The 26,714-nt window shown below is 71.9% G+C and carries 19 protein-coding genes; 10 read left to right on the top strand and 9 right to left on the bottom strand.

Annotation, left to right across the window (positions count from 1 at the left end):
* The 3 genes from CW362_RS16895 to CW362_RS16885 form a co-directional block, all read left to right on the top strand.
* Positions 1–243: Asd/ArgC dimerization domain-containing protein (locus CW362_RS16895; protein WP_276313670.1), on the top strand; the 243-nt coding region annotated here is incomplete at its 5' end.
* A gap of 477 nt (positions 244–720) precedes the next feature.
* The gene (locus CW362_RS16890; protein WP_078942906.1) at positions 721–1,347 is read left to right on the top strand and encodes a SigE family RNA polymerase sigma factor; all 627 of its coding nucleotides are present in this window, start codon (positions 721–723) and stop codon (positions 1,345–1,347) included.
* Positions 1,344–2,480: a hypothetical protein gene (locus tag CW362_RS16885; protein ID WP_240657828.1), complete on the top strand. Its 1,137-nt coding sequence runs from the start codon at positions 1,344–1,346 to the stop codon at positions 2,478–2,480. Before CW362_RS16890 ends, CW362_RS16885 begins: the two co-directional genes overlap by 4 nt.
* Before the next feature lie 55 nt (positions 2,481–2,535).
* Here CW362_RS16885 and CW362_RS16880 read toward each other — a convergent pair whose 3' ends face one another.
* Together CW362_RS16880 and CW362_RS16875 are read right to left on the bottom strand one after the other, a co-directional pair.
* The gene (locus CW362_RS16880; RefSeq protein WP_206300972.1) at positions 2,536–3,375 is read right to left on the bottom strand and encodes an SURF1 family protein; all 840 of its coding nucleotides are present in this window, start codon (positions 3,373–3,375) and stop codon (positions 2,536–2,538) included.
* A gap of 49 nt (positions 3,376–3,424) precedes the next feature.
* Complete coding sequence (locus CW362_RS16875) at positions 3,425–3,799, bottom strand: nuclear transport factor 2 family protein (RefSeq protein WP_103550294.1); 375 nt, start codon at positions 3,797–3,799, stop codon at positions 3,425–3,427.
* A gap of 140 nt (positions 3,800–3,939) precedes the next feature.
* Here CW362_RS16875 and CW362_RS16870 point away from each other — a divergent pair, with 140 nt between their 5' ends.
* Positions 3,940–5,769, top strand: a complete 1,830-nt coding sequence (locus CW362_RS16870) for a S9 family peptidase (RefSeq protein ID WP_103550293.1) — start codon at positions 3,940–3,942, stop codon at positions 5,767–5,769.
* 266 nt (positions 5,770–6,035) lie between these two features.
* On the opposite strand, the gene CW362_RS16865 is transcribed toward CW362_RS16870, so the two are convergent.
* From CW362_RS16865 to CW362_RS16855, 3 genes are all read right to left on the bottom strand, one after another.
* Positions 6,036–7,958, bottom strand: a complete 1,923-nt coding sequence (locus CW362_RS16865; protein ID WP_103550305.1) for an NAD-binding protein — start codon at positions 7,956–7,958, stop codon at positions 6,036–6,038.
* Between the two features lie 228 nt (positions 7,959–8,186).
* Positions 8,187–9,833 (bottom strand): outer membrane protein assembly factor BamB family protein, encoded by a 1,647-nt coding sequence (locus tag CW362_RS16860; protein ID WP_103550292.1) that lies wholly within the window; start codon positions 9,831–9,833, stop codon positions 8,187–8,189.
* Positions 9,834–9,942: 109 nt separating this feature from the next.
* Positions 9,943–10,950, bottom strand: a complete 1,008-nt coding sequence (locus CW362_RS16855; protein ID WP_162684107.1) for a glycoside hydrolase family 26 protein — start codon at positions 10,948–10,950, stop codon at positions 9,943–9,945.
* 221 nt (positions 10,951–11,171) lie between these two features.
* Between CW362_RS16855 and CW362_RS43320 the strand changes: the two genes are divergently transcribed.
* The 4 genes from CW362_RS43320 (at position 11,172) to CW362_RS16835 (ending at position 16,302) form a co-directional block, all read left to right on the top strand.
* Positions 11,172–11,696 carry a hypothetical protein gene (locus CW362_RS43320; protein ID WP_162684106.1) on the top strand — a complete coding sequence of 175 codons (525 nt, stop codon included), beginning with the start codon at positions 11,172–11,174 and terminating at the stop codon, positions 11,694–11,696.
* Positions 11,697–11,721: 25 nt separating this feature from the next.
* A complete protein-coding gene (locus CW362_RS16845; protein WP_103550289.1) occupies positions 11,722–13,896 on the top strand; it encodes a bifunctional polysaccharide deacetylase/glycosyltransferase family 2 protein in 2,175 nt (724 codons plus the stop codon).
* Positions 13,893–15,182, top strand: coding sequence for an acyltransferase family protein (locus tag CW362_RS16840; protein WP_103550288.1), 1,290 nt, complete (start codon positions 13,893–13,895; stop codon positions 15,180–15,182). The genes CW362_RS16845 and CW362_RS16840 overlap by 4 nt, the downstream gene beginning before the upstream one ends.
* A gap of 601 nt (positions 15,183–15,783) precedes the next feature.
* On the top strand, positions 15,784–16,302 hold the full coding sequence (locus CW362_RS16835) for a hypothetical protein (protein ID WP_103550287.1): 519 nt from the start codon (positions 15,784–15,786) through the stop codon (positions 16,300–16,302).
* A 174-nt stretch (positions 16,303–16,476) separates the two neighbouring features.
* Here CW362_RS16835 and CW362_RS16830 read toward each other — a convergent pair whose 3' ends face one another.
* The 3 genes from CW362_RS16830 to CW362_RS16820 all read right to left on the bottom strand — a co-directional run bounded on the left by CW362_RS16830 (position 16,477) and on the right by CW362_RS16820 (position 19,966).
* On the bottom strand, positions 16,477–17,934 hold the full coding sequence (locus CW362_RS16830; protein ID WP_103550286.1) for a transcriptional regulator: 1,458 nt from the start codon (positions 17,932–17,934) through the stop codon (positions 16,477–16,479).
* Between the two features lie 455 nt (positions 17,935–18,389).
* On the bottom strand, positions 18,390–19,370 hold the full coding sequence (locus tag CW362_RS16825; protein WP_103550285.1) for a CU044_5270 family protein: 981 nt from the start codon (positions 19,368–19,370) through the stop codon (positions 18,390–18,392).
* On the bottom strand, positions 19,367–19,966 hold the full coding sequence (locus CW362_RS16820) for an RNA polymerase sigma factor (protein WP_103550284.1): 600 nt from the start codon (positions 19,964–19,966) through the stop codon (positions 19,367–19,369). Before CW362_RS16820 ends, CW362_RS16825 begins: the two co-directional genes overlap by 4 nt.
* A 275-nt stretch (positions 19,967–20,241) precedes the next feature.
* Here CW362_RS16820 and CW362_RS16815 point away from each other — a divergent pair, with 275 nt between their 5' ends.
* Positions 20,242–21,591: an FG-GAP and VCBS repeat-containing protein gene (locus CW362_RS16815; protein WP_162684105.1), complete on the top strand. Its 1,350-nt coding sequence runs from the start codon at positions 20,242–20,244 to the stop codon at positions 21,589–21,591.
* A 288-nt stretch (positions 21,592–21,879) separates the two neighbouring features.
* Here the strand turns inward: CW362_RS16815 and CW362_RS16810 are convergent, their stop codons facing one another.
* A complete protein-coding gene (locus tag CW362_RS16810; protein ID WP_103550282.1) occupies positions 21,880–25,182 on the bottom strand; it encodes an FG-GAP-like repeat-containing protein in 3,303 nt (1,100 codons plus the stop codon).
* An 822-nt stretch (positions 25,183–26,004) separates the two neighbouring features.
* Here CW362_RS16810 and CW362_RS16805 point away from each other — a divergent pair.
* Positions 26,005–26,643 carry an HAD family hydrolase gene (locus tag CW362_RS16805; protein WP_103550281.1) on the top strand — a complete coding sequence of 213 codons (639 nt, stop codon included), beginning with the start codon at positions 26,005–26,007 and terminating at the stop codon, positions 26,641–26,643.
* The last annotated feature ends 71 nt before the right edge of the window (positions 26,644–26,714 follow it).

Genomic DNA, 26,714 nt, shown 5'->3' with positions numbered 1-26,714 from the left:
CGGGAGATCCTGGCCACCGCGCCCGGCGTCGTGCTCTTCGACGACCCGGCCGCCGGCGAGTTCCCCACGCCCGCGGACGTGGTGGGCACCGACCCGACCTGGGTGGGCCGGGTCCGCCGGGCCCTGGACGACGCGACCGCCCTCGAACTGTTCGTGTGCGGGGACAACTTGCGCAAGGGCGCCGCCCTGAACACCGCTCAGATCGCCGAGCTGGTGGCGGCGGAGATCATCAGGGCTTCGTAGATCCACCCTTCTTCCTGGTCAGGGCGCTGCCGGGCTATGCTCCAGACGCCCTGAGGCCGTAATTCCGGTGCCGTGCGGAGAACAGGTTTGTAGGATCTCCGCCAGTCCAGTGATCAACTTAATGGTCCTGACCACTTGAACGGACTCGTATCGGCGTTCGAAGATTTCGTTGTCGTCCCGCGCAACCGCGAGGCGGTCGGGGAGCGTCTTCGCCGTCGCCATTGAGGGGCGTCCGGGGGGCGGCGGAGCATTGGGCACAAGGGAAGAGCTGTTACGCATGAGGGCATCTGGTGCACTGCCGCGCGGGCGCGGCGGCGTAACGGCGGGGGGTCCGGGGGGAGTTCCGGTGGAGGGGATTCCGGCCGATATGGCGCCCGGCGCGAATGTGATGCCTGTCGCGTACAACCCTGCCGGGGGGACGTGTGTCCAACTGGCGTGGCAGAGGTACTCGAATTCACTGCGGTCCAGACGAGGGGCATGGCCCTGCGTCCACCCCGCCGACTCCGCAGCCCCGGCGCGCCCGGCGGCATGCCGGTGATCGCGCCCATGCCCTCAGCGCGGCCCGCCCGCATCCCGAATCAGCGTGACGGCGCCCAGGACAGCCTGGCGGCGGGCACGACCGTCGACCATCTGACCGAGACCTACCGGGCGCACTACCGCTCGCTCCTCGGTCTCGCGGCGCTCCTGCTCGACGACACGGCCTCCTGCGAGGACGTCGTCCAGGAGGCCTTCATCCGGGTGCACTCGGCGCGCAAGCGCGTCCGGGACCCGGAGAAGACGCTCGCCTATCTGCGTCAGACCGTCGTCAACCTGTCGCGTTCGGCCCTGCGCCGGCGCATCCTCGGCCTCAAGCTCCTCTCGAAGCCGATGCCCGACATGGCGAGCGCCGAGGAAGGCGCGTACGACCAGTTGGAGCGCGACGCCCTGATCAAGGCGATGAAGGGGCTCCAGCGCCGTCAGCGCGAGGTCCTGGTCCTGCGCTACTTCGCGGACATGACCGAGGCTCAGGTCGCCGAGACGCTCGGTGTCTCCCTGGGTTCGGTGAAGGCGTACGGCTCGCGCGGCATCGCCGCGCTCCGCGTCGCCATGGGGGCCTCGGCATGAGTGAGCACGACGACCTGAGGCGCCCCGACGACGAGGGGCGCCCGGAGCACGAGCACAAGCAATCGCACGCTGGGAACGGAAATGTGAACCACGGCCCCGACGAACAGCTCGGCACACCGGACACGGACGGACCGGGACCCGAAGGGTTCGGCGGCGACGAGCTGGCACTGCGCCGGCTGCTGCACGAGGCCGTCCAGGAGATCCGGCCCACCGACGGCACCCTGGAGCACCTGCGCCGGGCGGTACCGGCCAGGCGCGCCCGCAAGCGGCAGGCCGTGGTCGGCATGGCGGCCGCGGCGCTCTTCATGGGAACGGCGATCCCGGCGTTCGTGCACGTCTCCCACTCCTCGGGGTCGAACCCCGACCCGTCCACCGTGGCCAACAGCTCACAGGCCCAGGGCGGCCAGGGCCAGGACAAGGGCTCGGACGGCGGCACCGGCAAGAACGCGGGCGGCTCCACCGGCACGTCCAAGCACGACGGCCCCGGCGGCACCAAGCAGACACCGGGCGGCAAGGACAAGGGAACGAGCGGGGCCGCCACGGGCGGTGCCGATCCCACGGCCTCCGCGCCGGCCGCCACCACGTGCACGGCGGAGCAGCTCGGCGGGGCCTCCGGCACCGCCGCCGCACCGGACTCCACCGGCGCGGTCTACGGCTCCTTCACCGTCTCGAACGTCTCCACCACCGCCTGCACGGTCACCGGCGCCGGCACGGTCAGCGCGCTCGCCCAGGGCGCGGCGGACCCGGCCAGGATCGGAGTGGCGATGCACGTGGGGGGCGACGCGGCCACGGGGCTGCCCGATCCCTCCACGGCGGTCACCTCCCTGGTGCTCCAGCCGGGCACCTCGTACGTGGTGAAGTTCGCCTGGGTGCCCTCGTCGACGTGCCCGACCGCGTCGGAGCCCCCCTCGCCGGACCCCACCCCGACACAGGGCACCACCGAGACCGGCGGCACGACCACCAACGCCGCGGTGGCCAGCACCGCGCCCCAGCTCCTCGTCGAGGGCGGCACGCTGGACGGCAGCGTCGTCGTCTCCAGCACGGCGGCGACGGGTGGTGCCGCGGCATCGGTGACGGTGCCCAACGCCTGCGCGGGCACGGTGTACCACACGGGCATCCTGGCCTCGTCCTGACGGACACCCGGCACCCGTTCCGACGGATGCGCGACGCCCGGTCCGCCCCACCTCGTCAGGCGGTGGCGGACGGCGTCGCCGGTGCGGTGCCGGTCTCCTCGGACTTCTCCCCGGGGGTGTCCGCGGTGCCGGGGACGTCCGGGAGCAGGCCCAGTTCGGCGTCCCGGACGAACTCCACCTCGCGGCGCAGCAGGCGGAACCACATGAAGACGACGAAGCCCGCGAAGACGAACCACTCACCGGTGTAGCCGAGGTTCTGGAACGCCTTGAGGTCGAGGCCCGTGTTGTCCGGCGCGGCCGGAGGCACCGCCTTCATCCCCGCGTCGGCCTTGTCGAGCGTGATCCACGCGTCGTACGGCGTGTACGGCACGAGGTTCACCAGGGACGCGGCGCTGATCGCGGCCGTCTGCCCCGGGGGAAGCCCGCCGACCGCGCTGACGCCGTTCGACCCGGGACTCTCGGACGCCTGGAGCGCACCGGTGACCGTGACCTCGCCGGTGGGCGGGGCCGGGGCCTTCGCCGGATCGGCGGTACCGGGCAGCCAGCCCCGGACGACGGGCAGCGCCTTGCCGCCGTCGACCCGCAGCAGCGTCAGCACGTAGTACCCGCTCCTGCCGTCCAGCTCCCGGCCGGGCACGAGCAGCTGCTTGTCGTACCGGCCCTTCGCGGTGGTCTGCTTGCCGGACGTCTGCGTGGTCACGGGCAGCATCGCGGCCAGCGGCCGGGCGGGCTCCGACCCGGCGGTGGAAGCCGAGGCCTCCGCCGTCCGGTGGGCCTGCACGCGGTCCTCGAACCGCCCCAACTGCCACGACCCCATGAAGACGCAGAAGGGGATGGCCAACAGCACGAAGACGTTGATCCCCCACCAGCGGGGCGTCAGCAGGAACCGGTACACATCGACCACGGTACGGGGCGGCAGGTCCGGACTCGTCCCTGGGGCCCGCTCAGTACCGCTCGGCCAGATGGTCCCGGCCCGCCGGAGGCTCGTACGGCTCGGGCCAGAAGTCCGTCACCGTGGCTATACGGCCCCGCGCGTCGGCCGTGAAGAACGTGATCGCGTGCATCTCCTCCAGGCCCACCGTGAAGTGGGTCCAGGTCACGGCCTGACCGGGTTCGGCCACGACCCGTTCGATCCGGACGTGCCAGTCGCCCGGGTACTCGCGGTTGAACTCGACGTACCGCTCCCGGCCGTTGATGCGCTCCCGCGTCTGCGGCAGGGTGTAGACGACGTCCTCGGTGAGCAGCTCGGCGAACGCCTCCCAGTCCCGGACGTCCGCTGCGGCCCAGTAACCCTCGACGGCCTTGCGTAGATCGGTCATGCGGAAAAGTCTGCACCCCGCCACTGACAGCGGCCCTGACCTGCGCGTACGCCCCTGCGGGGCGGGCGGGGGCCGCGAGGTTCTCCACAGGCTCGGGACCTCGTCGGCGCGAGGCGGGCCGGGCCGGGCACTATGGGGCCATGACTGAGAGCACCAGGTCCACCGAGCCGCAGCAGGCAGACATGCCCGACTGGGAGAAGCGTTTCCGGGCACCGCGTGTGTCGCTGCCGGACTGGGCGGAGAACGCCCCGCACCGCTCCCTGTTCGTCTCGAACGCGACGGGGACGTACGAGCTGTACGCGTGGGACCGCGAGACGGGGGAACAGCGCCAGGTCACCCACCGGGCGAACGGCACGACGGACGGGGTGCTCTCGCCCGACGGCGAGTGGATCTGGTGGTTCGACGACAAGGACGGCGACGAGTTCGGCGTCTGGCGGCGCCGCCCGTTCGGCGCCGCCCTGGTCGTGGGCGCCGTCGACGAGCCGGCGGTCCCCGGTCTCGACCCCTCCTACCCGGCGGGCCTGGCCATCGGCCGCGACGGGCGTACGGCCGTCGTGGGCCGCTCGACGGACGACGAAGGGTCGACGATCCACGTGGCCCGCGCCGGCGAGGCCCCGGTGGAGATCTACCGGCACCGTGAGTCGGCCGGGGTGGGCGACCTCTCGCACGACGGCTCGCTGATCGCCGTCGAGCACACCGAGCACGGCGACGCGATGCACTCGGCGCTCAGGGTGCTGCGCCCGGACGGTTCGGTGGTCGCCGAGCTCGACGACACCGAGGGCGGCACGGTCGAGCTGGGCCTCGAGGTGCTGGGCTTCGCCCCCGTCGACGGGGACAGCCGGCTGCTCATCGGGCATCAGCGGCGCGGCCGCTGGGAACCCCTGGTGTGGGACGTGGCGACCGGCGAGCAGACCGACCTGGGCCTCGACCTCCCCGGCGACGTGGCCGCCGAGTGGTATCCGGACGGCTCGGCCCTCCTCATCGCCCACAGCTTCGAGGCGCGCAGCGACCTGTGGCGCCACGACCTCGCCTCCGGCGGGCTGACCCGGGTCGAGACCCCGCCCGGCACGGTCTCCGGGGCGACGGCCCGTCCGGACGGGACGGTGGAGTACCTGTGGTCGTCGGCGGCCGAGCCCTCCGCCGTCCGGTCGACGACCGGCGAGGTCGTCCTGGACCCGCCCGGCGAGAAGTCCCCGGGATCCGTGCCCGTGGAGGACGTCTGGGTCGAAGGACCCGGCGGCCGCATCCACGCCCTGGTCCAGAGGCCGGCCGGCACCACCGGCCCGCTGCCCACCGTCTTCGAGATCCACGGCGGTCCGACCTGGCACGACAGCGACTCGTTCGCGGCGGGCCCGGCGGCCTGGGTCGACCACGGCTACGCGGTGGTCCGGGTCAACTACCGCGGCTCCACCGGGTACGGCCGCGCGTGGACCGACGCGCTCAAGCACCGCGTGGGCCTCATCGAGCTGGAGGACATCGCGGCGGTCCGCGAGTGGGCGGTCACGTCCGGTCTGGCCGACCCCGACCGGCTGATCCTCACCGGCGGTTCCTGGGGCGGCTACCTCACCCTCCTCGGCGTCGGCACCCAGCCCGACGCGTGGGCCCTCGGCATCGCCGCCGTCCCGGTCGCCGACTACGTCACGGCGTACCACGACGAGATGGAGGCGCTGAAGGCCATGGACCGCACGCTCCTCGGCGGCACCCCGGAGGAGGTCCCCGAACGCTTCGAGGCGTCCTCCCCGCTCACCTACGTCGACGCGGTCAAGGTCCCCGTGTACATCTCGGCCGGGGTCAACGACCCCCGCTGTCCCATCCGCCAGATCGACAACTACGTCACCCGCCTCGCCGCCCGCGAAGCCGTCCACGAGGTCTACCGCTACGACGCGGGCCACGGCTCCCTGGTCGTCGACGAACGCATCAAGCAGGTCCGCCTGGAACTGGACTTCGCGGAGCGGCACCTGGGCAGGTGACACCGGGGTGAGACCGAGGTGAGACCGGGAGGTCCCGGGGCCCCGCGGAGGGGCCCCGGGACCGGGCTCCGCATCCGCCGGGGCTCTGCCGGGGCTCCGCCGGAGGCCCCGGTACCCGTTCCGGCCCTCGCCGGGCGCCGCGCCCGGGGCTCCGCCCCGGCCCCCACCGGGGCTCCGCCCCGGCCCCCCCCGGGGCTGCGCCCCGAAACCCGCCCCGGCTGTCGGCGGGGGCCGTGCTCCAGGACCGGCCCCCGCCCCGCCAGGGGCTACGCCCCCGCCCGCTGCCGGGGCCGGCGGCCGAGCAGTTCCGCCAGCCCCCGCCGGGTGGCGGCGAGCACCACGCGGTCCTCGGGCCGCAGGACATGGGTGGAGGGCAGGTCCCACACCAGCCGGGGACCGCTCGGGCCGGACTCCTGGGCCGCCCGGCGCTCTTCGGGGGTCGCGGTGTCCAGCGCGAGCACGCGCCAGGCCCCCGCCCGGAACGCCTCCCCCACCGTGCGTCCCTCCAACTGCGGATGCCCGCCCACGTCCACCGCGGCGAACAGCAGCACGCGCCGCTCCACGGGAATCGCCCCGAGGATCTGCCGCCCCAGCATCGCCCCGGCGAACGCGGGCGCGGCCAGGTGGGACACGCTGCGGCTCCGGGTGAGCGCGCCGGGGTGCGCGGCCCGGAGGGTGCGGTAGACGGCGGTCGCGAAGTCGTCGTCGTACAGCCGCAGGACGACCCGCAGATCGGGCCGCAGCGTACGTGCCGAGAGCACGGCCTCCAGGTTCATCGTGTCCGCGCTGGTCAACGCCAGCAGCGCGTGCGCCCGGTGGATCTTGGCGGCCTCCAGCACCCCTTCCTGCGTGACGTCCCCCAGCACCACGGGAACCCGCAGGCTCCGCGCCAGCGCGAGCCCCCGGGCCTCGGGATCGGCCTCCACGCACACGACGGGGATGCGCAGCTCGCGCAGCCGCGCCAGCACTCGCGTACCGATCTTGCCGACCCCGAGCAGCACCACGTGCCCGGACAGTCCGCGGGGCGGCTTGCGCAGGGCGGTCCCGCTGCGGAAGGTGCCGAGCGCCTCGAGCACGGCGGCCAGCAGCACCGGCAGGAGCAGCAACCCGACCAGCCCCGAGCAGAGTTGGAGGACCTGCCGTCCGAGCGGCTGTCCGATGGCCGGGTCGTTGATGGCGAAGAGGTCGAGCAGCGTCAGATAGGTCGCCTGGAGCGGCTGCTCCCCGGTGACCAGCATCGACGCCACGGCGAGCCCGACCACGCACGCGACGAGTCCCGCGAACGACCAGCGCAGCCGCCGGGACAGCAGCGAGCCGAACCACGGCACGACACCCCGTCCCGGGTTCAGCTGGGGGCCGGAGTACGAGACGTTCTCCAGGACGACGATGCCGCGGCCGGTGGCGGCGGCCACCTCCCTCTCGTCGGGCAGGAGTTGAGGTCCCTGCGCGCCGCTCCCCTCGGAACCGTCCGCGCCCGCGGGGTCGTTGGTCGTGGCGGACAGCAACGCCAGTGTGCACAGCCCCGGATCGGCGACCTCGCCCGGACCGGGCGGCGGGCGCTCCACCGCGCGCAGCATCAGTCCGTCCGTCTGGACGACCTTGCTGGTGCCGGCCACCGCGGTCGCGGCGAGCGCGGGCGCGGCCGTGTCGGCGTCGGACAGCACGGTGGTGGAGGCGTCGTAGACCTCGGCGTTCCCGCCCGCCCGGGAGCCGTCCGCCCCCGGGGCGGCCCCGGCGGCCAGGGCCGAGGCCTGGTCGAGGAGGGCCTCGATGTGCTGTCCGAGACGCCGGTTGTAGAGCCGCAGGACCAGACGGATCCGCGGGTTGAGCCGTCGGGCGGTGAGCGCGGCACGGATGTTGGTCTCGTCGTCGTCGTACACGAGGGCGAGCGCGGCGGCCCGCTCGACACCCGCGTAGGCGAGCGCGCCCTCGGTGAGTTCGGCGGCCTCGACGACCCGCTCGGGCGCCTCGTCGTCCCCGCCGGTCACGCCCCCGCCCCCGTTGCCGGAGGCCCGGTTCACCGCCGCGGACACCCGGTCGAACAGGGCCGTGGCCCGGGCCCGCCCGACGACCGGCGGCCGCACACCGCCCTGCGCGGGCGGTACGACGAGGGTCACCCGCTCGCCGTACACCCCGCGCAACTCGGCGGCCAGCCGATGGGCCAGGGCGTCGTCCCCGGCCACCACCATGTGCTCGGCGGCGTCACCCGACGAGTTCTGAGACGGAAGATTCCCCACGGGGGAGAAGACTGCCGCACGGACAGGGGCGGTTCCAGTGCGGGAGCCGGCCGGACCGGCGTTCCCCGTACCCCTTCGCCGGGGACGGCCGGCCCGGTCCTGCCGCGTGCCCGGCTCGCGGACGCGCCCGCGTTCCTCGACGCCGGTCCGGCAGGGTCCCGTCCCGATCGGCGCGAGGCCCTACCGGTAGAGCCGCACGCCGCCGTTCGACCCGAGGGCGTCGATCTCCAGCACGCCGCCGTCCGGGGTGATGTACACCGTGCCGGAGGTGAAGTTCCCCTTGCCGCTCCCCGCGGGCAGGCCCGCGACCGGGGTGGTGCGACCGGTGCGCGGGTCGATGGTGACGAGCTGCCGGGAGCCGGAGGTGGTGACGGCGTACACCTTGTCGTCCGAGCCGGACGCGGGGACGGCGAGCGCGGCGGAGCGGTGGGTCCAGAGCTTGGCGCCGGTGGTGGTGTCGAAGCCGTCGATCACCTCTTTGCCGGCGGCCGAGGCCGGGGTGACCAGGACGTCGCCGTAGAGCCGGGCGGAGTGGTCGGCGCCGGTGTCGTTGCCGGTCGTCAGCTCGTCGTTGCCCACGGCCAGTCTGCGGCCGGTGCCGGTGGTGCCGAGGACCCGCACGGCGTCCTGGCGTGCCGTGTGGACGGAGGCGATCAGCGGTGAGCCGGACAGGAAGTGCGTCACGTCCGAGTGGGCGTTCTCGGACTTCCGCCAGATCACCTTCCCGGTCCTGCCGTCGTACGCGGCGAGGGTGAACCTGGTCTTCCGGTCGAGGCAGAAGTCGTCCACCAGCACGGCGCCGTCGGTGCCCCAGCCGTAGGCGTTGCAGTAGTGGCCGCGTGCCTTGTAGCCCCATACGCGGGTGCCCGTGCGGACGTCCACGCCGCCGAGGAAGTTCTGGCTGACGACGGTGGCGACATTGCCCTGCAAGTAGGTCGTGGCGGTCGCCGCCTTGGGGTGCTTGGTGTCGGTCAGCGGCACGGACCAGAGGATCTTGCCGGTGGACGCCTTGACACCGGCCAGCCAGGTGCAGGTGCTGCCGTCCTTGCCGAAGGCGACCGTGCCGATGCCCCGGGCACCGAGCTTCGGCGACATCGCGCAGGGGACGGTGCCGCGCCCGGCCGCGGCGGCGCCGGGCGCGGCGCTCCACACCTGCTTGCCGTCGGTGAGGTCGTAGGCCCGCAGGCCGCCCCGGGTGCCGGCCCGGACGAGCAGCTTGTCGGTGAGCCAGCTGCCGATCAGCGCGTCGCCGGCGGGCGCCGGTGCCTGCCACGCCTGTGTCAGCTGCTCCGAGGCGGCGGCGGCGGCCTCCTCCTGCTTGAGCATGACGGTGGCGGCACCGCCGACGGCGGCGAGGACGGCGAGGACAAGTGCGATCCGGCCCACCCGCCTGGGCTTCCCGGTCTGTTCGCCGGCGGTGCCCGCGGAAGGCCGTGGCTGCGCGGCGACGGGTTCGGGACGGCGGAGGGCCGCCTGGTCGAAGGCGGCGGCCGCCGCCTTCGGGTGTCCGCGGTCCTGGTCCGCCGGTTCGCCGTCGCGCAGGGGGCGCGGGGGTGTCCGGCGACCCTGCTCGCGCACGGCCTCGTGGGCGCCGGTGCGGGGCTCGGGGACCCGCAGCGGGACGGTGGAGTCCCAGCGCGTGCCGGAGGATCCGCCGTACGGCTCGTCCCAGGACGGCTCGTCCCACGACCGGTCGTCCCACGCCACGGCCGGCTCCGGCTGCCGCTGTTCCCGGTACGGCTGCGGGCCGGCGGCCGGCGTGCGGGGCCGGAAAGCCCAGCCGTCCTCCTGCGGAGCCCCTTGGCCCGGCGACGATTCCGTCGTCATCTCCGTGATCTCCCCTGGTCGGGCATCCGCATGTTCCAGCCGCACTGGTGCGCGATGATGAAGGTCGTTTCCTGTGGACTTGCGCCCGGATTCCCCTGATCGCCCCGGATCAGCCGTTCTTGAACGAATGGCCGAATCCGTTCCGGGCCGACTCCACCTGGAAAGCGGCGAGCGCACCCACCGAGGTCTTGATCCGCCAGTCCATCAACTGCTTTCCGCCCGGCCAGTCCTTGCGCTGGTCGTACCAGACGAGACCGATGACCCCGGCTTTCGCGGCGCCCCGGAACAGGTCGCGGATGTGCGCCTGCTTCTGGTCGCTCTGCGCCACCCCGGTCTCCGCGATCAGCACCGGCTTGTCGGCGAAGCCCTCGATCTGGCGCAGGGTGGGGGTGAACAGGCTGGAGAAGGCGACGCCGTCGATCGGCCCGTAGTAGCCGATGAGGCCGACCCAGTCGACGTAGGCGCCGCCCGGGTAGTAGGGGCGCAGCTTGGCGGTCGTGCCCGAGTCGACCACGTGCGGGGTCCACACCCAGATCACGTTGGTGACGCCCCGTTCGCCGAAGACGTCGTGAACGTGCTTCCAGGCCGCGACGAAGTCGGCGGGCTCGGCGTGCTCGGGACCCCAGGAGTTCCACGGACCGTTCATCTCGCCGGCGAAGGAGAGGGCCAACGGGCCGTCGTAGGAGGCGATCTGGTCCGCCAGGCGGCGGATGTAGGCGTCCTCCCCGCCCTCGGCGATGTCGGCGAGCGAGGTGTCGGAGGGAACCAGCGCCATCATGGGCAGCTGGCCGTGCTTCCACAGGAAGGCGTTGCCCTCCGCGTCGAAGTCGTCGCCCCAGGAGCTGTAGTACTCGCGGATGTCGGGGGTCCGCCCGGCTTCCTCGGCGAAGGTGGTGACGATGCCGTACTGCCAGGGCGTCTTGTCGTCGACGACGCCCAGCGCGCGGCCGGACGGCTCGAGCATCGACGAGATCTCGAAGTGAGCTGCCGGGGCGGCGGCCGTGCCCGCCTCGGCGTCACTCCCGCTTCCCGCGCCGCAGGCGTTCACCAGGAACGTGACGGCGGCCACGAGGATCGCGGCGACCGTGAGGCGGCTGCGGCGGCGGGCTATGGCCATGCGTGAGGTTTCCGTTCGGACAAGAAGCAAGCGACTCGCCGGGACTGTACGAGACCCGCGTGACATTCACGGAATCTGCATATTAATCTAGCCGCCTGATTCAGGGGTGGGTCGGATCATGTCCCTTTCTCCCCGAATTAATAACTTTTTCAGCACTACTTACTGCTTTCGGCAGCACCGAACCGGCAGACGCAACACGACGAAGGAAGGCCGGGCTGTCGATGACCAGTACCTCCACGGAGGTTGAGCCGGCCCCCGTCTTCGTGGACGAGACCGGTCTGCGCGGCCGTCGGCTGCGTGGTTTCGGCTGGCTGGTGGGCGTCATCTGCACCGGGTGCGTGGTGGCGATGGTCTCCGGCCTGGTCGGAACCCAGTCGCAGGCGCCCGCGCTCACCGTCCCCGGCAGCGCGAACACGACGCCGCCCAGCCAGTACCTGAACGCGCCGCTGCCCGCGGCCCCCGGCAAGAGCGCCACCGCCACGTCCGGGGCCACCGCGCCCGTCACCGGGACGACCGGGTCCGGCACGGCGGGGACCGGCACCACCACGTCCGTCACCGGAGCGACCGGGTCCGGCAGCGCGGCGGGATCCGGCACGGCGGGATCCGGCACCACCACGTCCGTCACCGGAGCGACCGGGTCCGGCACGGCGGGGTCCGGCACCAGCACCTCCGTCACCGGGACGACCGGAGCCGGTACGGCGGCGTCGAACTCCGTGACCGCCACCGAACCCGCCACCGCGCAGTAGCCAGACGCGACCGACCAGGAAATACATGTCCCGCTCCCGCAGCCAACGCCGCCGGCAGTCCATCGCGCGGCCGCGCCGACTCGCCGCACCTCCCCTGCGCTTCTTCCTGCCGGTGACCGTACTGGCGACCCTGCTGGCGCTGATGGTGCTCCGGGGCATGGCGAACAACGAGGTCTTCCACGACCAGGACATCGCCACCTCGGTGGACAAGGCCACCGTCCCGACCAGCGTGCTGGAGGGCGGCCCGGTCGTCGACGCGCGCGGTGACAAGAACAAGAAGCCGGTCAACTACACGATCCCGGACAAGACCGTCGTCCTCTCCTTCGACGACGGGCCGTCCCCCCAGTGGACGCCGAAGATCCTCGAGGTGCTGAAGAAGGAGAACGTCCGCGCCGACTTCTTCGTCACCGGCTCGATGGTCACCCGCAATCCGGCTCTGATCCGCCAGATCGTGGCCGAGGGCCATCAGATCGGTCTGCACACCTTCACCCACCCCGACCTCGCGCTGCACTCCGGCACCCGGCTCACCTGGGAGCTGGGCGAGACCCAGCTCGCGCTGGCCGGTGTCGCCGGCATCCACTCCAGCCTGTTCCGCCCGCCCTACTCCTCCACCGTGGACGCGCTGGACGACTGGTCGTGGCCGGTGACCAAGCAGGCCGGGTCGGAGGGGTACCTGACCGCCTTCATCGACAAGGACACCGACGACTGGAAGCGCCCCGGCGTCGACTCCATCGTCAAGGCCGCCATGCCCGACCTCCCCGGCCAGGGCGAGATGGTCCTGATGCACGACGCGGGCGGCAACCGGGCGCAGACGCTGGCCGCGCTGCCGATCATCATCGAGAAGCTCAAGGACCAGGGCTACACCTTCAGGACCACCGCCGAGGCGCTCGGCACCGCCTCCGCCAACACCGAGGTCACCGGCTACAACCTGTGGGTCGGCAAGGCGTTCGTGTGGTGCACCACCTTCTCGGTGGGGCTGATGCCGTGGCTGGTCGCCCTGCTCGCGGTCGTCGGTGTGCTGGTCATGGCGCGGTTCGCGCTGATGCTGGTGCTCTCGGCCGTCCACGTGCGGCGCGTCCGCAAGAAGGGCTTCTCCTGGGGCGACCCGGTCACCGAACCGGTCACCGTGGTGGTTCCCGCGTACAACGAGCAGGAGTGCATCACCAACACCCTGCTCTCCCTGGCCGCGAGCGACCATCCCATCGAAGTGATCGTGGTCGACGACGGGTCGACCGACGACACGTCCGCCATCGTGGAGGAACTCGGCCTGCCGAACGTCCGGCTGATCCGGCAGCAGAACAGCGGCAAGCCGACCGCCCTCAACACCGGTGTGGCCGCCGCCTCGCACGACCTGATCGTCATGATGGACGGCGACACGGTCTTCGAACCGTCCACCGTCCGCGAGCTGGTGCAGCCCTTCGCCGACCAGCGCGTCGGCGCGGTCGCCGGCAACGCCAAGGTCGGCAACCGCGACACGCTGATCGGCGCCTGGCAGCACATCGAGTACGTGATGGGCTTCAACCTCGACCGCCGCATGTACGACGTGCTCAACTGCATGCCGACCATCCCCGGAGCCATCGGCGCCTTCCGCCGTACCGCGCTCCAGCAGGCGGGCGGCATGAGCGACGACACGCTCGCCGAGGACACCGACGTGACCATGGCCCTGCACCGGGCCGGCTGGAAGGTCGTCTACACCGAGGACGCCCGCGCCTGGACCGAGGCGCCCGTCAGCATGAAGCAGCTGTGGTCGCAGCGGTACCGCTGGAGCTACGGCACCATGCAGGCGATGTGGAAGCACCGGCACGCGGTGCTGGAGCGCGGCCCGGCCGGCCACTTCGGCCGGGTGGGGCTGCCGTTCGTCTCCCTGTTCATGGTGGTCACCCCGCTCCTCGCGCCCGCGTTCGACATCGGCATGGTCTACGGCGTGGTCTTCGTCGACGCGTACAAGACCCTGGCCGCCTGGTTCGCGGTCATGGCCCTACAGGCGGTCTGCGCCTGGTGGTCCTTCCACCTGGACAAGGAGAAGGCGTGGCATCTGATCACGCTGCCGGCCCAGCAGGTGGTCTACCGGGTGCTCATGTACATGGTGCTGATGCAGTCCGCCATCACCGCTCTGACCGGAGGCCGGTTGCGCTGGCAGAAGCTGAAGCGCACCGGTGAGGTGGGGCTCGACGTCACGACGGGGGCGATGTCTTCATGAGTACCGGCGATGTCTTCACGAACACCGCGGAACGAGGTGCCTACGGCATCCGCGACTTCTCCGACACCGTCGCCCTGCGGGTGACGGACCCCGCCGCGATTCCCGCGCAGCGCGCCCCGGAGCCCGAGGAGGCGGCCCCGGCGCCCGCGCGCAAGCCCGGCCGCGACCGCTACCTCGACCTGCTGCGGGCGCTCGCCCTGGTCCGCGTGGTGGTCTACCACAACTTCAGCTGGACCTGGCTGCCGATCGTCTTCCCCTCCATGGGCGTCATGTTCGCGCTGGCCGGGTCGCTGATGGTGCGCTCCCTCAACCGGCCGGCGCTGAGCGTGATCCGTGGCCGGCTGCGCCGACTGCTGCCACCGATGTGGCTGTTCGGCGCGGTCGTGGTGCCGCTGATGATCCTGGAGGGCTGGCGGCCCGACGTCCACCACACCACCTGGTGGTGGGGCGACCTGGCCTACTGGGTCCTGCCGTTCAGCGAGCCGCCGTTCGGGGTCCCGCTGGACACCTTCGGCGGGCACCTGCCGGCCTCCTGGGCCGAACAGATCTGTGTCCCCCTCTGGTACCTGCGCGCCTACCTCTGGTACGTCCTGCTGTCGCCGCTCATGCTCAAGGCGCTGCGGAAGCTGCCCTGGGTCACCCTGCTGGTGCCGCTGGCGCTCGCGTTCGTCATCAACTCCGGCCTGGTCGACCAGTCCGGCCGGCTGATGGAAGCCGCCACCGACTTCACCACCTTCGGCTCCTGCTGGCTGCTCGGCATGGCCCACGGGGAGGGACTGCTCCGCAGGATCCCGCAGTACGTCGTGCCGTCCCTCGCGCCGCTGGTGCTCATGTTCGGCTACTGGTGGCTGATGCGGTCTCCGCTGGACAACCCGCGGCTCGGGCACGACCTGGAGGCGGTACCGGTCGCCCAGGCGATCTGGTCGTTCGGCGCGGTGATGCTGCTGCTCCACCTGAGTCCCTCCTGGGAGCAGTGGCCCAAGCCACTGGAGCGGTTCAACGGCGTGATCAGCCTGCTCAACTCCCGCGCGGTCACCGTCTACCTGTGGCACTCCTTCGCGCTGGTGCTGACCGAGCCGCTGATCGACCCGCTGTGGAGCAACAGCTTCTTCTACGACCACGCGCAGTGGCTGCTGGCGAGCCAGTGGACCCCGCTGGTGATCTCCGTCCCGCTGATCTGTCTGGCGATCCTGCTCTTCGGCTGGATCGAGGACGTGGCAGCCAAGCGCCGTCCGCGGCTCTTCCCCTACCCCCGCCGCTCCAAGGGCCGCCGCCGCAACCGCTAGAGGACGGCGGCGGATCGCGCGCCGGGGCGGCACCAGGTGCGCGGCAGCGGCTTCCCGTGCCCGCGTCCGGCCCGCGCCGGTTCCCGGGCACGGGCGGTCGCGGCACGGGAGATCCGGGTGCCGCGACGGACGGGATCGCCGTTCCGCGCCGTTCCGGTGGGATCCGGGGGCGTCTCGGCATCCCAGTACGGCGTCTCAGGCGGCGCACGTCCGCGCAGCTCAGGGTGGGTGGGACGGTTGCGCCGTCGCGGATCGGGCGGCGGTGGTTGCGGTGGTTCCCCGCTGTCTTCGAAGCTGTGGATGTCGCACCGGCCGGGACGGATCGAGTCCCGGCAGCAGCCTGGTGACGACTCCCACCCAGTGCCTGCGTACCGGGCATCCGTGTGTCCCGGTACCCGACGTCCGGCGCCCTGCGGCGCCCGCCCCGCGACCTCGGGGCGAGGACATCCGGCCTGCTCCTGCCCGCTCGGGCGGTCGGGCCGCCATGTCCCCGGACCGGACGCGGACGGGTGGTGAGACGTCGGTGGGCACGTCCGGCGGGAGAGCCGGCGCGGTCCGGGAGCGACCCCTGCCGACCACCGATCATGAAGGAAGACACGACATGAGCAGGAACACCCACGTACGTCGTCCGGGCCGCCGTGCGGCCTTCGCCGCCGGTCTCGTCCTGGCCGTCGGGCTCGGCGTGTCGGCGCAGGCGGCGGCCCAGGCCGCCGTCCCCGCCAAGGCGCCCGTGAAGACGTCCGCCGCGGTGCGGACGGTCAACGGCTTCAACGGTGACGTGGTGACCCAGGTCGCCGACTTCTACGGCGCGTACGTCGACGCGAAGGACGCTCCCCGGGGCCCGGACGCCGCGCTGGCCAAGGCGCTGCGCGCGCACTACCTGGTGCCCGCCTTCGCCAAGAAGCTGGAGGCCTGGGAGAAGACGAACAAGACGGACGGCGTCCTGCGCGCCCAGAACGTCCCGGTGGACTGGACGGTGCGCGGGGACGGCGAGAGCCGTGAGATCACCGTCACCCACCGCTTCGGCGGCGGGGAGTCGCCGACGGTGACGACCGACCTCGTCGTGAAGGCGGATGCGGTCGACGGCGTCAGCGACATCCGCACCAAGAGCGCCCGCTGACGAAGCGTCCGCTGACGAAGCGGCCGCTCCGCCCGGTCCGTTCCTGGCTTCGGCCGGGAGCGGACCGGGCGGCGCCGTCGGCCCGCACCGACGGCTCCGCTTCCGCCGGCCGTGCTGCCGGGCGGGCAGCGTGACCTGTCGCTCCGTCAGTCGGCAGTCGGCAGTCGGCCGTCGTCAGTCTTCGGTCGCCGCCGTCTCGGGGGCGAGGAGCGCGAACCAGCGGCCGGGACGGTAGTTGACGCGGTCGTACTGGTAGTTCGTCAGCCCTTCGCTGCTGGTACTGCGGAAGGGACGGCCGTGGTCGTCGATGCGGACCATGCCGGTGCGGCCCCCTGAGGACCAGTCGAGATCGAGGTACCAGTCGCAGGTGCAGGACTCGTTGGTCGAGGAGACCACCAGGACTTCGGGTTCCTGTAGGGACACCCGGTAGGGGAAGTCGATCGCGGGGGGCGTCGGGCCCGTCCCGTTGCTGTCGCCGTGCGTCGAACGGGCCAGGGGCTGGTGCTCGTCGAGGTCCACGGAGAAATGGCGGGGGACGATGCCGGCACCGCAGCCGTCGCCCAAGTAGTAGGCGGCGCCCCGGTCGGCGGCAGGGGCGGCGCGGTTGACCACGCGCACGTGCAGGGCCTCCAGGGAGACGGGGGCGGAGCCGCGTCCCTGCACCGTGATCTGCACACCGGTGGCGCTCCCGTGCACCGCCCGCTGGGACGCGGCCCACGCCGCGACGTCCTCCGGGTGCGGGGGCGGGGGGACCTGTCGCGGTGGCTTGGCGACGACGTAGGTCTCGCCGCAACCGAAGAGCCCGCGGGTGTGGGAGTCGACCGTCCAGGTGAGCGGGGTCGCCGGTGGGGCCGCGCCGGCGTTCGCCCGGTTCTTCCGGGAGCCGCCGCTGCTGTGTGTGGCAGAAGCAGAGGGTTCTGGTGCGGTGCGGGCGGAGGCCGACGGTGAGGCCGCGCGGGTGTTCGCCCGGTGCTTCTGGGGGCGGACGCCGCGGTGTGCGGCCGAGACGGAGGGTTCCGGCGCGGTGCGGGCGGAGACCGACGACTCACCGTCGGCGGAAAAGGGTCCGGCAACGGCAACGGCAACGGCAACGGTGAGGCCGGCGAGCGCGAAGACGAGGGAGACCGCCGACACGGTCGATCGCACGGACCGCCGCCGGGGACGCCCGGCACGGGGCCGCGGCTCGGCCGGTGGGGTCGGCTCGGGGCGAGGGCCGGCCGGTGGGGTCGGCTCGGGTGCCTCGGCCGCCGGACTGCCGCGGTTCGCGGACGCGGCGGGCACCGCGGCCGGTGTCGTAGCTGGTGTCGCGGCCGATGTCGCGGTGCTCGTGGTCTCGGGGGGCGTCGATGTCCGCCGGGCGTCGGACGGTTGTGGTCGTCGCCGTGCCGCGACCGCCATGATCCACCGGCGGTGCAACTCCACGCGTTCTTCGGGGGAGGCGCCGCAGAGCACGGCGAACCGCTCGATCCCGGCGAAGTCCTGCGGGACCGCCTCTCCGGCGCAGTAGCGGTGCAGGGTGGAGGCGTGCATGCCCAGCCGGCGGGCCAGTGCCGCGTAGCTGCGGCCGGTGCGCTCCTTCAGACGCGTCAGCAGTGACGCGAACTTCGCTGTGTCGTCGTGGATCGAATCCATGGGGTCCGTACTCGTATCCGCTCGTGGGCCCGTGCGGGCCTCATCCGACGGGGCACGGCATCTCAGGCGCTCCCCCCTGTTCACATGCGGATACGCGTGGGCCGGTTCCGAGGTTGCGAAGCATGACCCTGTTCACGAACGGTCCGCGGAGCGCCGACCCTTCCCGGGCACGAGGAGAAGAAGGGGAGGCACAAGCAGCGGGAGCGGGTGGAGGAACCGTCGGCCGAGGACGGCCGGCAAGAGTCGTGGCGGTTGCCGTACTCCGCTGCTGCACGCACGGCAGAGGCCCATTCGCGATCACGCGAATGGGCCTCTGACCTGTGTCGGGACGGCGGGATATCCGTTGTTGACGACCAGTGGGGAAGGAACGCCCGCCGGCGGTGGAGCCTTGGTGCCGTCGAGTACGCGCGCAGTCCCGTCGTACATGCGAACAGCTTCGGCGCCCCCGCCGGATGTCAGGGGCGGTCGCCCTTGTGGTCGACGATTCCCGTGGCCAGGAGCGCGTTCTGGAACATGATGTCGCCCGCCTTCCAGGGCCGGTCAGGGGTGTCGCCCGCGCCCGGGAACGTGTCCTTGTAGTCCTTGACGACGAGCCATCGGTCGCCGAGGTACTGGTACGTGTGCGGGTCGATCAGGATCTCGCGGCGGACCTTCTGCCCCTTCTCGTCGTGTCCGAACGCGAGGGCGTCCCGGCCCGCGAGGTCCCGTACGAGATGGTCGGTGACCTCGACGCCGGGGACCGCGGCCAGCGCGCGGTACAGCTTGGCGAGCGCCTGCGGCGGGACGGGCTGGGACTCGAACAGCACGCTCAGCGCACGCATGTCGTGCTCCCCCTCGGGCTCGGGGTCGCCCTTCCCGGACGGGTAGTAGGCGCGGACCTTCTTCAGCACGGCGGCCGGGTCGTCCGGCAGCTCGTCGAGGAAGCGGAGCCGTTCGCGCATGGAGCGGTCGTCGCCCTCCTTGCCGTTCTCGAAGCGCGGGTCCGCGTACCGCTCCCAGTGCTCCTGGGGCTCCGGCTCCGGCTCGGGCCGGGCGGCGTTCTTGGGCCAGATTCCGGGACTGGCCGCGAGCTTCTTCTCGTAGATCCACTGGCCCGCGTGCGGCGTGGGCGGCGGATCAGCCCGCTCCACCGTGGTCGCGGCCCGCTCCAGCACCTCCTTCACCGAACCCTGCACCGTCCGCGTCCCGGCCGGCACCGTGGGCTCCACGTCGCTGTGGCCGCCCCCTCCGAGGCCGGAGGCCAGCACGGCCACCGCGGTGAGCGCGGCGGCGGCCCCGACCGCTGCGAGCCGCCAGTCGGCCCGCAGCCTCCTGCGTCCCCGGTCCCGCACCGTGGCGCTGCTCAGCCGGTCCCGCCCCTCGGCGAGCCGTGCCCGGTCGGGCTTCGGCGCCCCGGCCCGGAACTCGCGCACGTCCTTCATCTCGTCCACGTTCACGGCCGGACCACCTCCGCCACTTCGCCCAGGAACGCCGGGCCGGCACCCAGCGCGGCCCGTACCTTGCGGCGGGCCCGGTTGAGCCGGGACCGCACGGTCCCGACGGGTATGCCGAGCGCCTCGGCGACCTCCTGGTAGGTCAGGTCGGCCCAGGCCACGAGCAGCAGCACATGCCGGTCGGCGGCGGACAGCGCGGCGAGCGCGTCCGCGAGCGGGGCGCGGTCGGCGACCAGGTCCGCGGTGTCCTCGACCCAGCCGGCCGCGACGGGGTCCTGGCCGGTCCTGGCCAGCGCCCGCAGACCGCGTACTTCCTTCCGGCGCTGCTTGCCGATGAGGTGCGCGGCGATCCCGTACAGCCAGGGCCGGGCACTGGCCCGCGAGGTGTCGTAGCGGGCACGCACCCGGAACGCGGTCAGGAACGTGTCGGCCGTGACGTCGTCCGCCGCGTGGTCGCCGAGGCGCCGGGCCACGTACCGGTGGATGTCGGGTGCGTACCGGTCGTAGAGCCGGGCGAACAGCTCCGGATGTTCCAGGGACTGCGCGATGACATGGCCGTCGCGCTCGTCGCCGGGGTCGAGCGCCGGTGGTCCGGTCAAGGGTCCTCCGTCAGCGGATGGGGTCGAGCGTGTCACCCGTTGTTCCCCGCTGCTCCGCGAAGAGTTCACGGCCGCACAGGATTTTCTCAGGGAGCGGGCGCGACCCTACGGGATCAGCCGCGCCGGCATCTCCCGCGCGTCCCCGGCGGCGACGGTGCGGGGGCGGGTGTCGCCTTGCCGTACAACCGTTCGTTCCCTCGGGCGGTCTCCTGGGGGGCAGTCCTGATCCGAACGGCAGATGTCCCGGGGCTGCTGCGGGACGAAAGGGCGGACGTATGCGCAGAGTTCGAAGACTGGCCGTGCTGGCCACCGTCACGGCCATGTCGGTGGGCACGGTCGTCCTGAGCGCGGGCTCTCCCGCCGGCGCGGTGCCGGGCTCCAGAGCGTCCGCGGCCGGAAAGTCGGCCGATTTCAACGGGGACGGCTACGGCGACCTGGCCGTCTCGGCGAACGGCTACGCCGTGGTGATGTACGGGACGAGGACGGGCCTCAGCGGCTCCCGGCACCAGGTGCTGGCCGGTGATCCGGCCTCCGCGGGCGCGTACTCCTTGATGACAGGGGGAGACCTGGACGGCGACGGCTACGACGACCTGGTGGTGGGCGACCACGGTTCGGTCCCGGCGACGTCGATCGTCTGGGGCGGTCCCGAGGGGCTGTCCGGCCGCACGCCCCTCTCCTCCTTCCCCGGCCCGATGGTCGTGGGTGACTTCGACGGCGACGGCGAGAACGACCTCGTCGCCTCCGTGGACGTGGGCTACGGCCGGTCGGAGACCAGGCTGTTCCGGGGCCCGTTCGGCCGGGACGGCACGAACGTCTCGACCAGCGTCGTGAACACCGGGGTCTCGCCCGGCAGTCTGGCGGCCGGGGACGTCAACGGAGACCACGTCTCCGACCTGCTCTCCGTGGGAAGACACAGCGGCAGCGCCGACGCCTCCCTGGTGCTCGGTTCGAAGAACGGCTTCGGACCCGTGAAGGACTTCTCCACCAAGGTCGACTCGGGGAGCCTCGCGGACGTCGACGGCGACGGCTACGCCGACGTCGTCCTGGGTGCCGGTCTCGAGGGCTACCAGCCCAAGGGCGTCGTGGGCGGTTCGGTCGTCGTCCGGTACGGCGGCGCGGGAGGCGTGAGCAGCACCCGCAAGCCGGTGCGCATCGGCCAGGACACCGCCGGGGTGCCCGGCACCGGCGAGAAGTACGACCGGTTCGGCTACGACCTGGACACCGGCGATGTCGACGGCGACGGCTACGCCGACGTCGCGATCGGGGTGATGCAGGAGAGCATCTCCGGGGTCAGCACGACCGGCGCGGTGACCGTGCTGCGCGGCTCGTCCAAGGGCCTGACCGGAACCGGTGCCGTGTCCTGGCACCAGAACACGGCCGGAGTGCCGGGGGCCGACGAGCCCTACGACATGTTCGGCTCGCAGGTCTCCCTGATCGACATGAACGGTGACGGACGAAGCGAACTCGCCACCGGCACGGATCATGAGAACGGGACCGAGGGCAACCTCTGGTACTTCAGGTCCGGCAGCAAGGGCCTGACCACGAACCAGGTCGTCTCCGTCGGCCCCAGGACCGTCGGACTGACGGCCAAGTACCGCTACTTCGCCCGCTGGCTGGCCGGCTGACCCCCCCGCCCGGACCGGCCCGGGTCCGGGCGACAAGGAACCCCCAGGTCACCGACCTGGGGGTTTCGCATGGAGCGATGGACGAGAACCGAACTCGCACTCCCGGCTCGGTAAGTCCGGGTTCATCGTCGGCTGTTGCTGTACCGGCCTGTGGCGGAGCGGTGTCGGGAGCCCTGGCCGCACCCGGGCGATCACCTGCCGCTCCCCATGGTTCCCACGGGATCTGGCCCACGAGCGGACTCCTCGGCGCCCGGTGCCTCGCAGCGGGCGCCGAGGAGTCGACGCTCGTCAGACGACGGCCTTGTACCCCTGCCAGCCTGTCGCGATCTTCGTGCGCCCGCCGAACGACCCCTTGCCGTCGCCGTTGTTGCGGTACAGGCTGCCGCCGGTGTCGCGCGAGACCAGGTCCGCCTTGCCGTCGCCGGTGATGTCTCCGACTCCCACGACCGCGTTGTAGGAAGAACCCCAGCCGGAGAACACCTTCGCACCGGCCCCGAAGGTGCCGTTGCCCTTGCCGTAGTACCGGTACAGGTTGTTCGACCTGTCCTGGGCGAGAAGGTCGCCGACGCCGTCCCCGTTCAGGTCACCGGCCCCGACGACCTTCTTGTACGTCCTCCAGTCGCCGTACAGCTTCACCCGTGCCGACAGCGTCCCCGCGCTCGTCCCCTTGTACAGGTACACCGCGCCGGTGGACGCGTCGCGCGCGATCAGGTCGGGACGTCCGTCGCCGCTGACGTCTCCCGGCGAGGTCAGCACGTCGTACTGGTTCCAGCCGGACGTACCGAGCGAGGTGTACGGCGTCGAGGGCGTCGGTGCCGATCCGCAGGCCGGACGGTAGGCGCGCAGGGCGCCGCTGCTCAGCCGGACCAGGACGTCGTTGCAGCGGTCTCCGCCGAGGTCGCCGAAGGGCACGACCTTCGCGGTGGTCGGCCAGCCGGCTCCGGAGACCTTGCTGCCCAGCGTGCCCGTGCCGGTGCCGCGCTGGATGGTGAGGGTGCCGGAGGAGTTGAGGGTGAGAAGGTCACCGACGCCGTCCTTGCCCGCGTAGTCGCGCGGTGCCGCCGCTCCGGCCGTCACCGCGACGGTCCCGGAGAGGACGAGGGCGCCCCCCTGCCCGTCGGCGGGCTGAGCGGTGAGTGCCCAGGTGTAGGCGCCGTTGGCGACGAGACGGCCCGCGGAGTCCTTGCCGTCCCAGGCGGCTTTCAGGAGGCCGCCGACGGCGGACCCGGACACGGTGCGCACGGTGGAGCCGGACGCCTTCCGGCGGATGACCACCTTCCAGGAGGCCGCGGGCTTCGACAGCCACCAGGTGCCGGACCAGCTCGCGGCACCGGCGGTGACCGTGGAGTCGATGGCCGACAGCGCGGACGCCGGAACGCCGGTCGGTACGAGGTGGACGCGCTGCTCGCGGTCGGCGTAGGCGACGCCACCGCCGAACCTGTCCACGGTCCAGGTCGTGCCGACGCCCACGTTGTTCCGGCCGAGGTCCGTCCAGTCGGCGAGCTTGCGGCTCGGCAGCTGCGTGTGGTCGCCGCTCGACGGCAGTCCGCCGTGCAGGTCGACGAGCTTCAGCCCGCTGTCCGACTCGATGCCGCCGACACGCTCGACGAGGTAACCGTCACCGAGCAGGACCCTGCCCGCCGGGGCGGTCGCGGTGCGCTTCGCCGTACGGTCGTAGACGCCCGACCCCTTGACGGAGCCCCAGTCGTCCACGCAGGTCCAGTACACCCAGCGGCCCACGGCCTGAAGGCTGGAGGGAGTGCAGCCGTTGCGGGTGGTGAAGGACTCCACCGCGGTGCCGGACGGGAGCCGGGTGGCCGTGACCTTGCCTCCCGTGGCGGCGCCGCTCCACAGGGTGTCACCCCAGACGGCCGCGGCGACCCGGTCGCGCTTCTGCAGGACCTTTCCGGCCGAGCCGTCGGTGAACTCGCCGATGTACTGGTCGCCCGAAGAGGCGCCGTCGACGATCGCGTACCGCCCGGAGAGTCCCTTGAGCTCAGGGCTGTCGTCGCCCGTGTCGAGGGTCGGGCCCCAGCCGGTGGCGCCGTTGGCGCGCAGCATGGTGAGACCGGACTCGGTGGAGTCGCGCCGGCCGTGGCGGCCGGTGCCGTCGGCGAACATCGGGATGCAGCGGGTGGCACCGCCGGTGCAGTCGCCGTCCGAACCGCTGACCAGCCCGTCCACACTGGTCCTGACGACGCCCGGGGCGCCGCTCGTGGTGAGCCAGGTGCTGCGATAGGCGCCGAGGATCGTGTTCGGCTCGTACAGCGTGCTGTTGTCGGCGGTGGTGAGGACGCCGCTGCCGAGCGAGAGACCGTTGATCTGCGCGGGCATCGGCTGTACGGCGGTCAGGCGGCTGCGGGTGACCGAGCCGTCGGCCGCTCGGCCGATCCGGTACACACCCCAGTCGAGGTCACCCTGCTCGACGTACCGATCGGCGCCCGCCACGAGGACGGACCCGTCCGGAGCCTGGACGAGCTGCTGGGCGGCCGGGTCCATGACCTTCGTCAGGTCGGTGTCCGTACCGTCCGAGGTGAGGGCCCACAGCGGCTGGCCCCGGTACTTGTCGTCGCCGGGCGACACCGGTTCGACGCCGAGCAGCTTGTCGCCGACGATCCCGTACGAGGCCTGGTAGGTCAGGGAACCCGTGTCGAAGGTGAGGGGCGCGGCGGACAGGTCGTCACGGTCGTACACGTCCGCCTTGCTGCGCCCGCTGCGCAGCCGCAGGACCGAGTCGGCGCCCAGCCGGAAACCGGTCACCTCCCAGCCGTTCTCGGGGTCGACCCGGTCGGGCAGCGTGCTGAACACGCCGGTGGAGAGGTCCACGATGCCCCAGTGGCTCCAGCCCGACTCGTTGTCACCGGTGTCGTAGCGGAGGATGACGGACCGGGCGTCGCCGTCCTCGACGAACACGTTTCCCGCACCGTCCGGCAGTCCGGTCACGGGTGTCTGCGTGACCTCTCCTCCGTCCTGGACGCGCCACAACTGGTAGGCGTTCGGGTTTCCGTTGCCGCCGGTGCCGCTGCTGGTGAGGACGGTGTCGCCGAAGGTGCCCTGGTAGGTGTGGTACTCGGGCACGGGCACCACAGCGGTGTGCTGCGAGGTGCCCGCGCCCCGGAGGAGGGTGACCTGTGCGTCCTCCTCGGAGTAGAGGGCGACGGTGTCGGACCCCTTCCCGTAGTAACCGGTCTGGAACGAGGCGTGCGCGAGGAAGCGGCCGCTGTCGATGTCGTACTGGACCGGGACGTCCAGCCCCTGCTCCAGTGCGGTCGTGGTGCCGGTCGCGTAGTCCGTCCACAGGAGGCGGTCGTCGCCCTCCTGGGCCCAGAGGAACCCGCTGGTACCCGCGTTGAGGATCTGCGTGGCTCTGGGGACGGCGCGCGGGGCGGCGGGCAGTACGAGCTCTCCGGCCGCGCCCGGCTGCGGTGCGGCCGCCGCCGTGAACGGTACGGAGGCGAGCGGGATGCTGAGAGCCAGCGCCGTCGCCAGGACGGCCGCGGTACGGGCCGCCGGAGTGCCGCCCCGTACCGGGTGCGACTCGAGGGACGGTCCGGGTCTGTTTCCGTGTCGGCGACGGCCGAATCGTGCCACGGTTCCTCCTGAGGACGACAAGAAGGCATGGCGGGGACGTATGACAACGCCCTGGTTCTCCCCCGGCCCCCCAGCCGCTCCCCCCACACGCGTGAGCGGATCCTAACAGCATGCTCATGACCAGTTGTCGGGGTTTTCATCTGCGGACATGCCGCTCCGGACGGGTGCGGGAGCGGGTGGAGGAACCGTCGGCCGAGGACGGCCGGCAGGAGTCACGGCGGTTGCCGTACTCCACTGCCGTACGCACGTCAGAGGCCCGTTCGCTGTCAAGCGAACGGGCCTCTGACCTGTGTCGGGGTGGCGGGATGTGAACCCACGACCTCTTCGTCCCGAACTCTCGACAGGAAGGTCACCGACGGTTCTCAGGCTGCTCAGTCAGCTCTGGACGGCACTTGAGGTGCAGCCTCGGTCGCTGAGGTTGCGGTACTTCCGTGCTGTACCGCTTCGGCCTTCTGGAGTCCCTACCGAACCCGGAACGGTTCGCTCACGGGCCAAAGAGACGTGCTCTGGCCCACTCCGGGCCAGGAGCGCAGCCTCTGCTCGTTTCTACGATGAAGGCCATGGTGGCTTCGTTCACTTCTTGCGACAGCGTTTGTTGACGAGTTCTGACGTCGTCGCCCGGCCGAGGACTCCGCGGATCGTCATGAGTTTTGAAGGCACCTGCTGATGCAGCCGAGTCGTGTCGCGGCTCGCAACAGGGCTGCCACAAGGCTCCAAGATCGCTTGACCTTGCCCCAACAGGAAGGACAACAGTGTCTCCATGGATCACATGAGCGGGCGGTGTGCGCTCGTCAGCCGGCCGGACGAAGAGGGGGAGCTCGAGTGACGGCGACCTGCGTCATTCTTGATATCGGTGGCGTGCTGGAGATCACGCCGGAAACGGGATGCGTGCAGCGGTGGGAAGAGCGGCTGGTGCTGCCGCCGGGCACTGTGCACGAGCGGATGCGCGACGTGTGGCAGGCCGGGAGCGTCGGGAGCATCAGCGAACGAGAGGTTCACGAGCAGGTGGCAGCACGCCTGGAGCTCGACGCGGCCCAGGTGGAAGCCTTCATGGCGGATCTTTGGGCGGAGTATCTGGGGACGCCCAACGAGGAACTCATCGCTTATGTGCGAGGGCTGCGGGGAAGCTGCAGGCTGGGCATCCTGAGCAACAGCTTCGTCGGTGCCCGGGAGCGGGAGACGGCGTTGTACCACTTCGACGAACTGGTCGAGCAAATCGTCTACTCGCACGAGATCGGCATCGAGAAGCCGGACCCGCGTGCCTTCGAGGCCGCATGCGCCAGCCTGGAGGTGCGGCCGGAGAGCTGCCTCTTCATCGACGATCTCGCCGTAAACGTCGAGGCGGCCCAGGCGGCGGGCATGCAGGCGCATCTGTTCGAAGACAACGCCAGGACGATCACGCGGATCGCAGCTCATCTGGACGCCGGCACCCGGGTTGCAGGGCCTGTCCCGCTCGGATGACGTCGGCCTGGCCGGCCTCCAGCGGGTGCCGGCCAGGCGTATCTGTGGGCAGGGAGGCACTGACGATCTCC

This window comes from Streptomyces populi (genome assembly GCF_002911015.1).
Taxonomy (GTDB): Bacteria; Actinomycetota; Actinomycetes; order Streptomycetales; family Streptomycetaceae; genus Streptomyces; species Streptomyces populi.
Note: the sequence above shows the minus strand (reverse complement) of the source record. Positions and strands in the feature narration are given on the sequence as shown.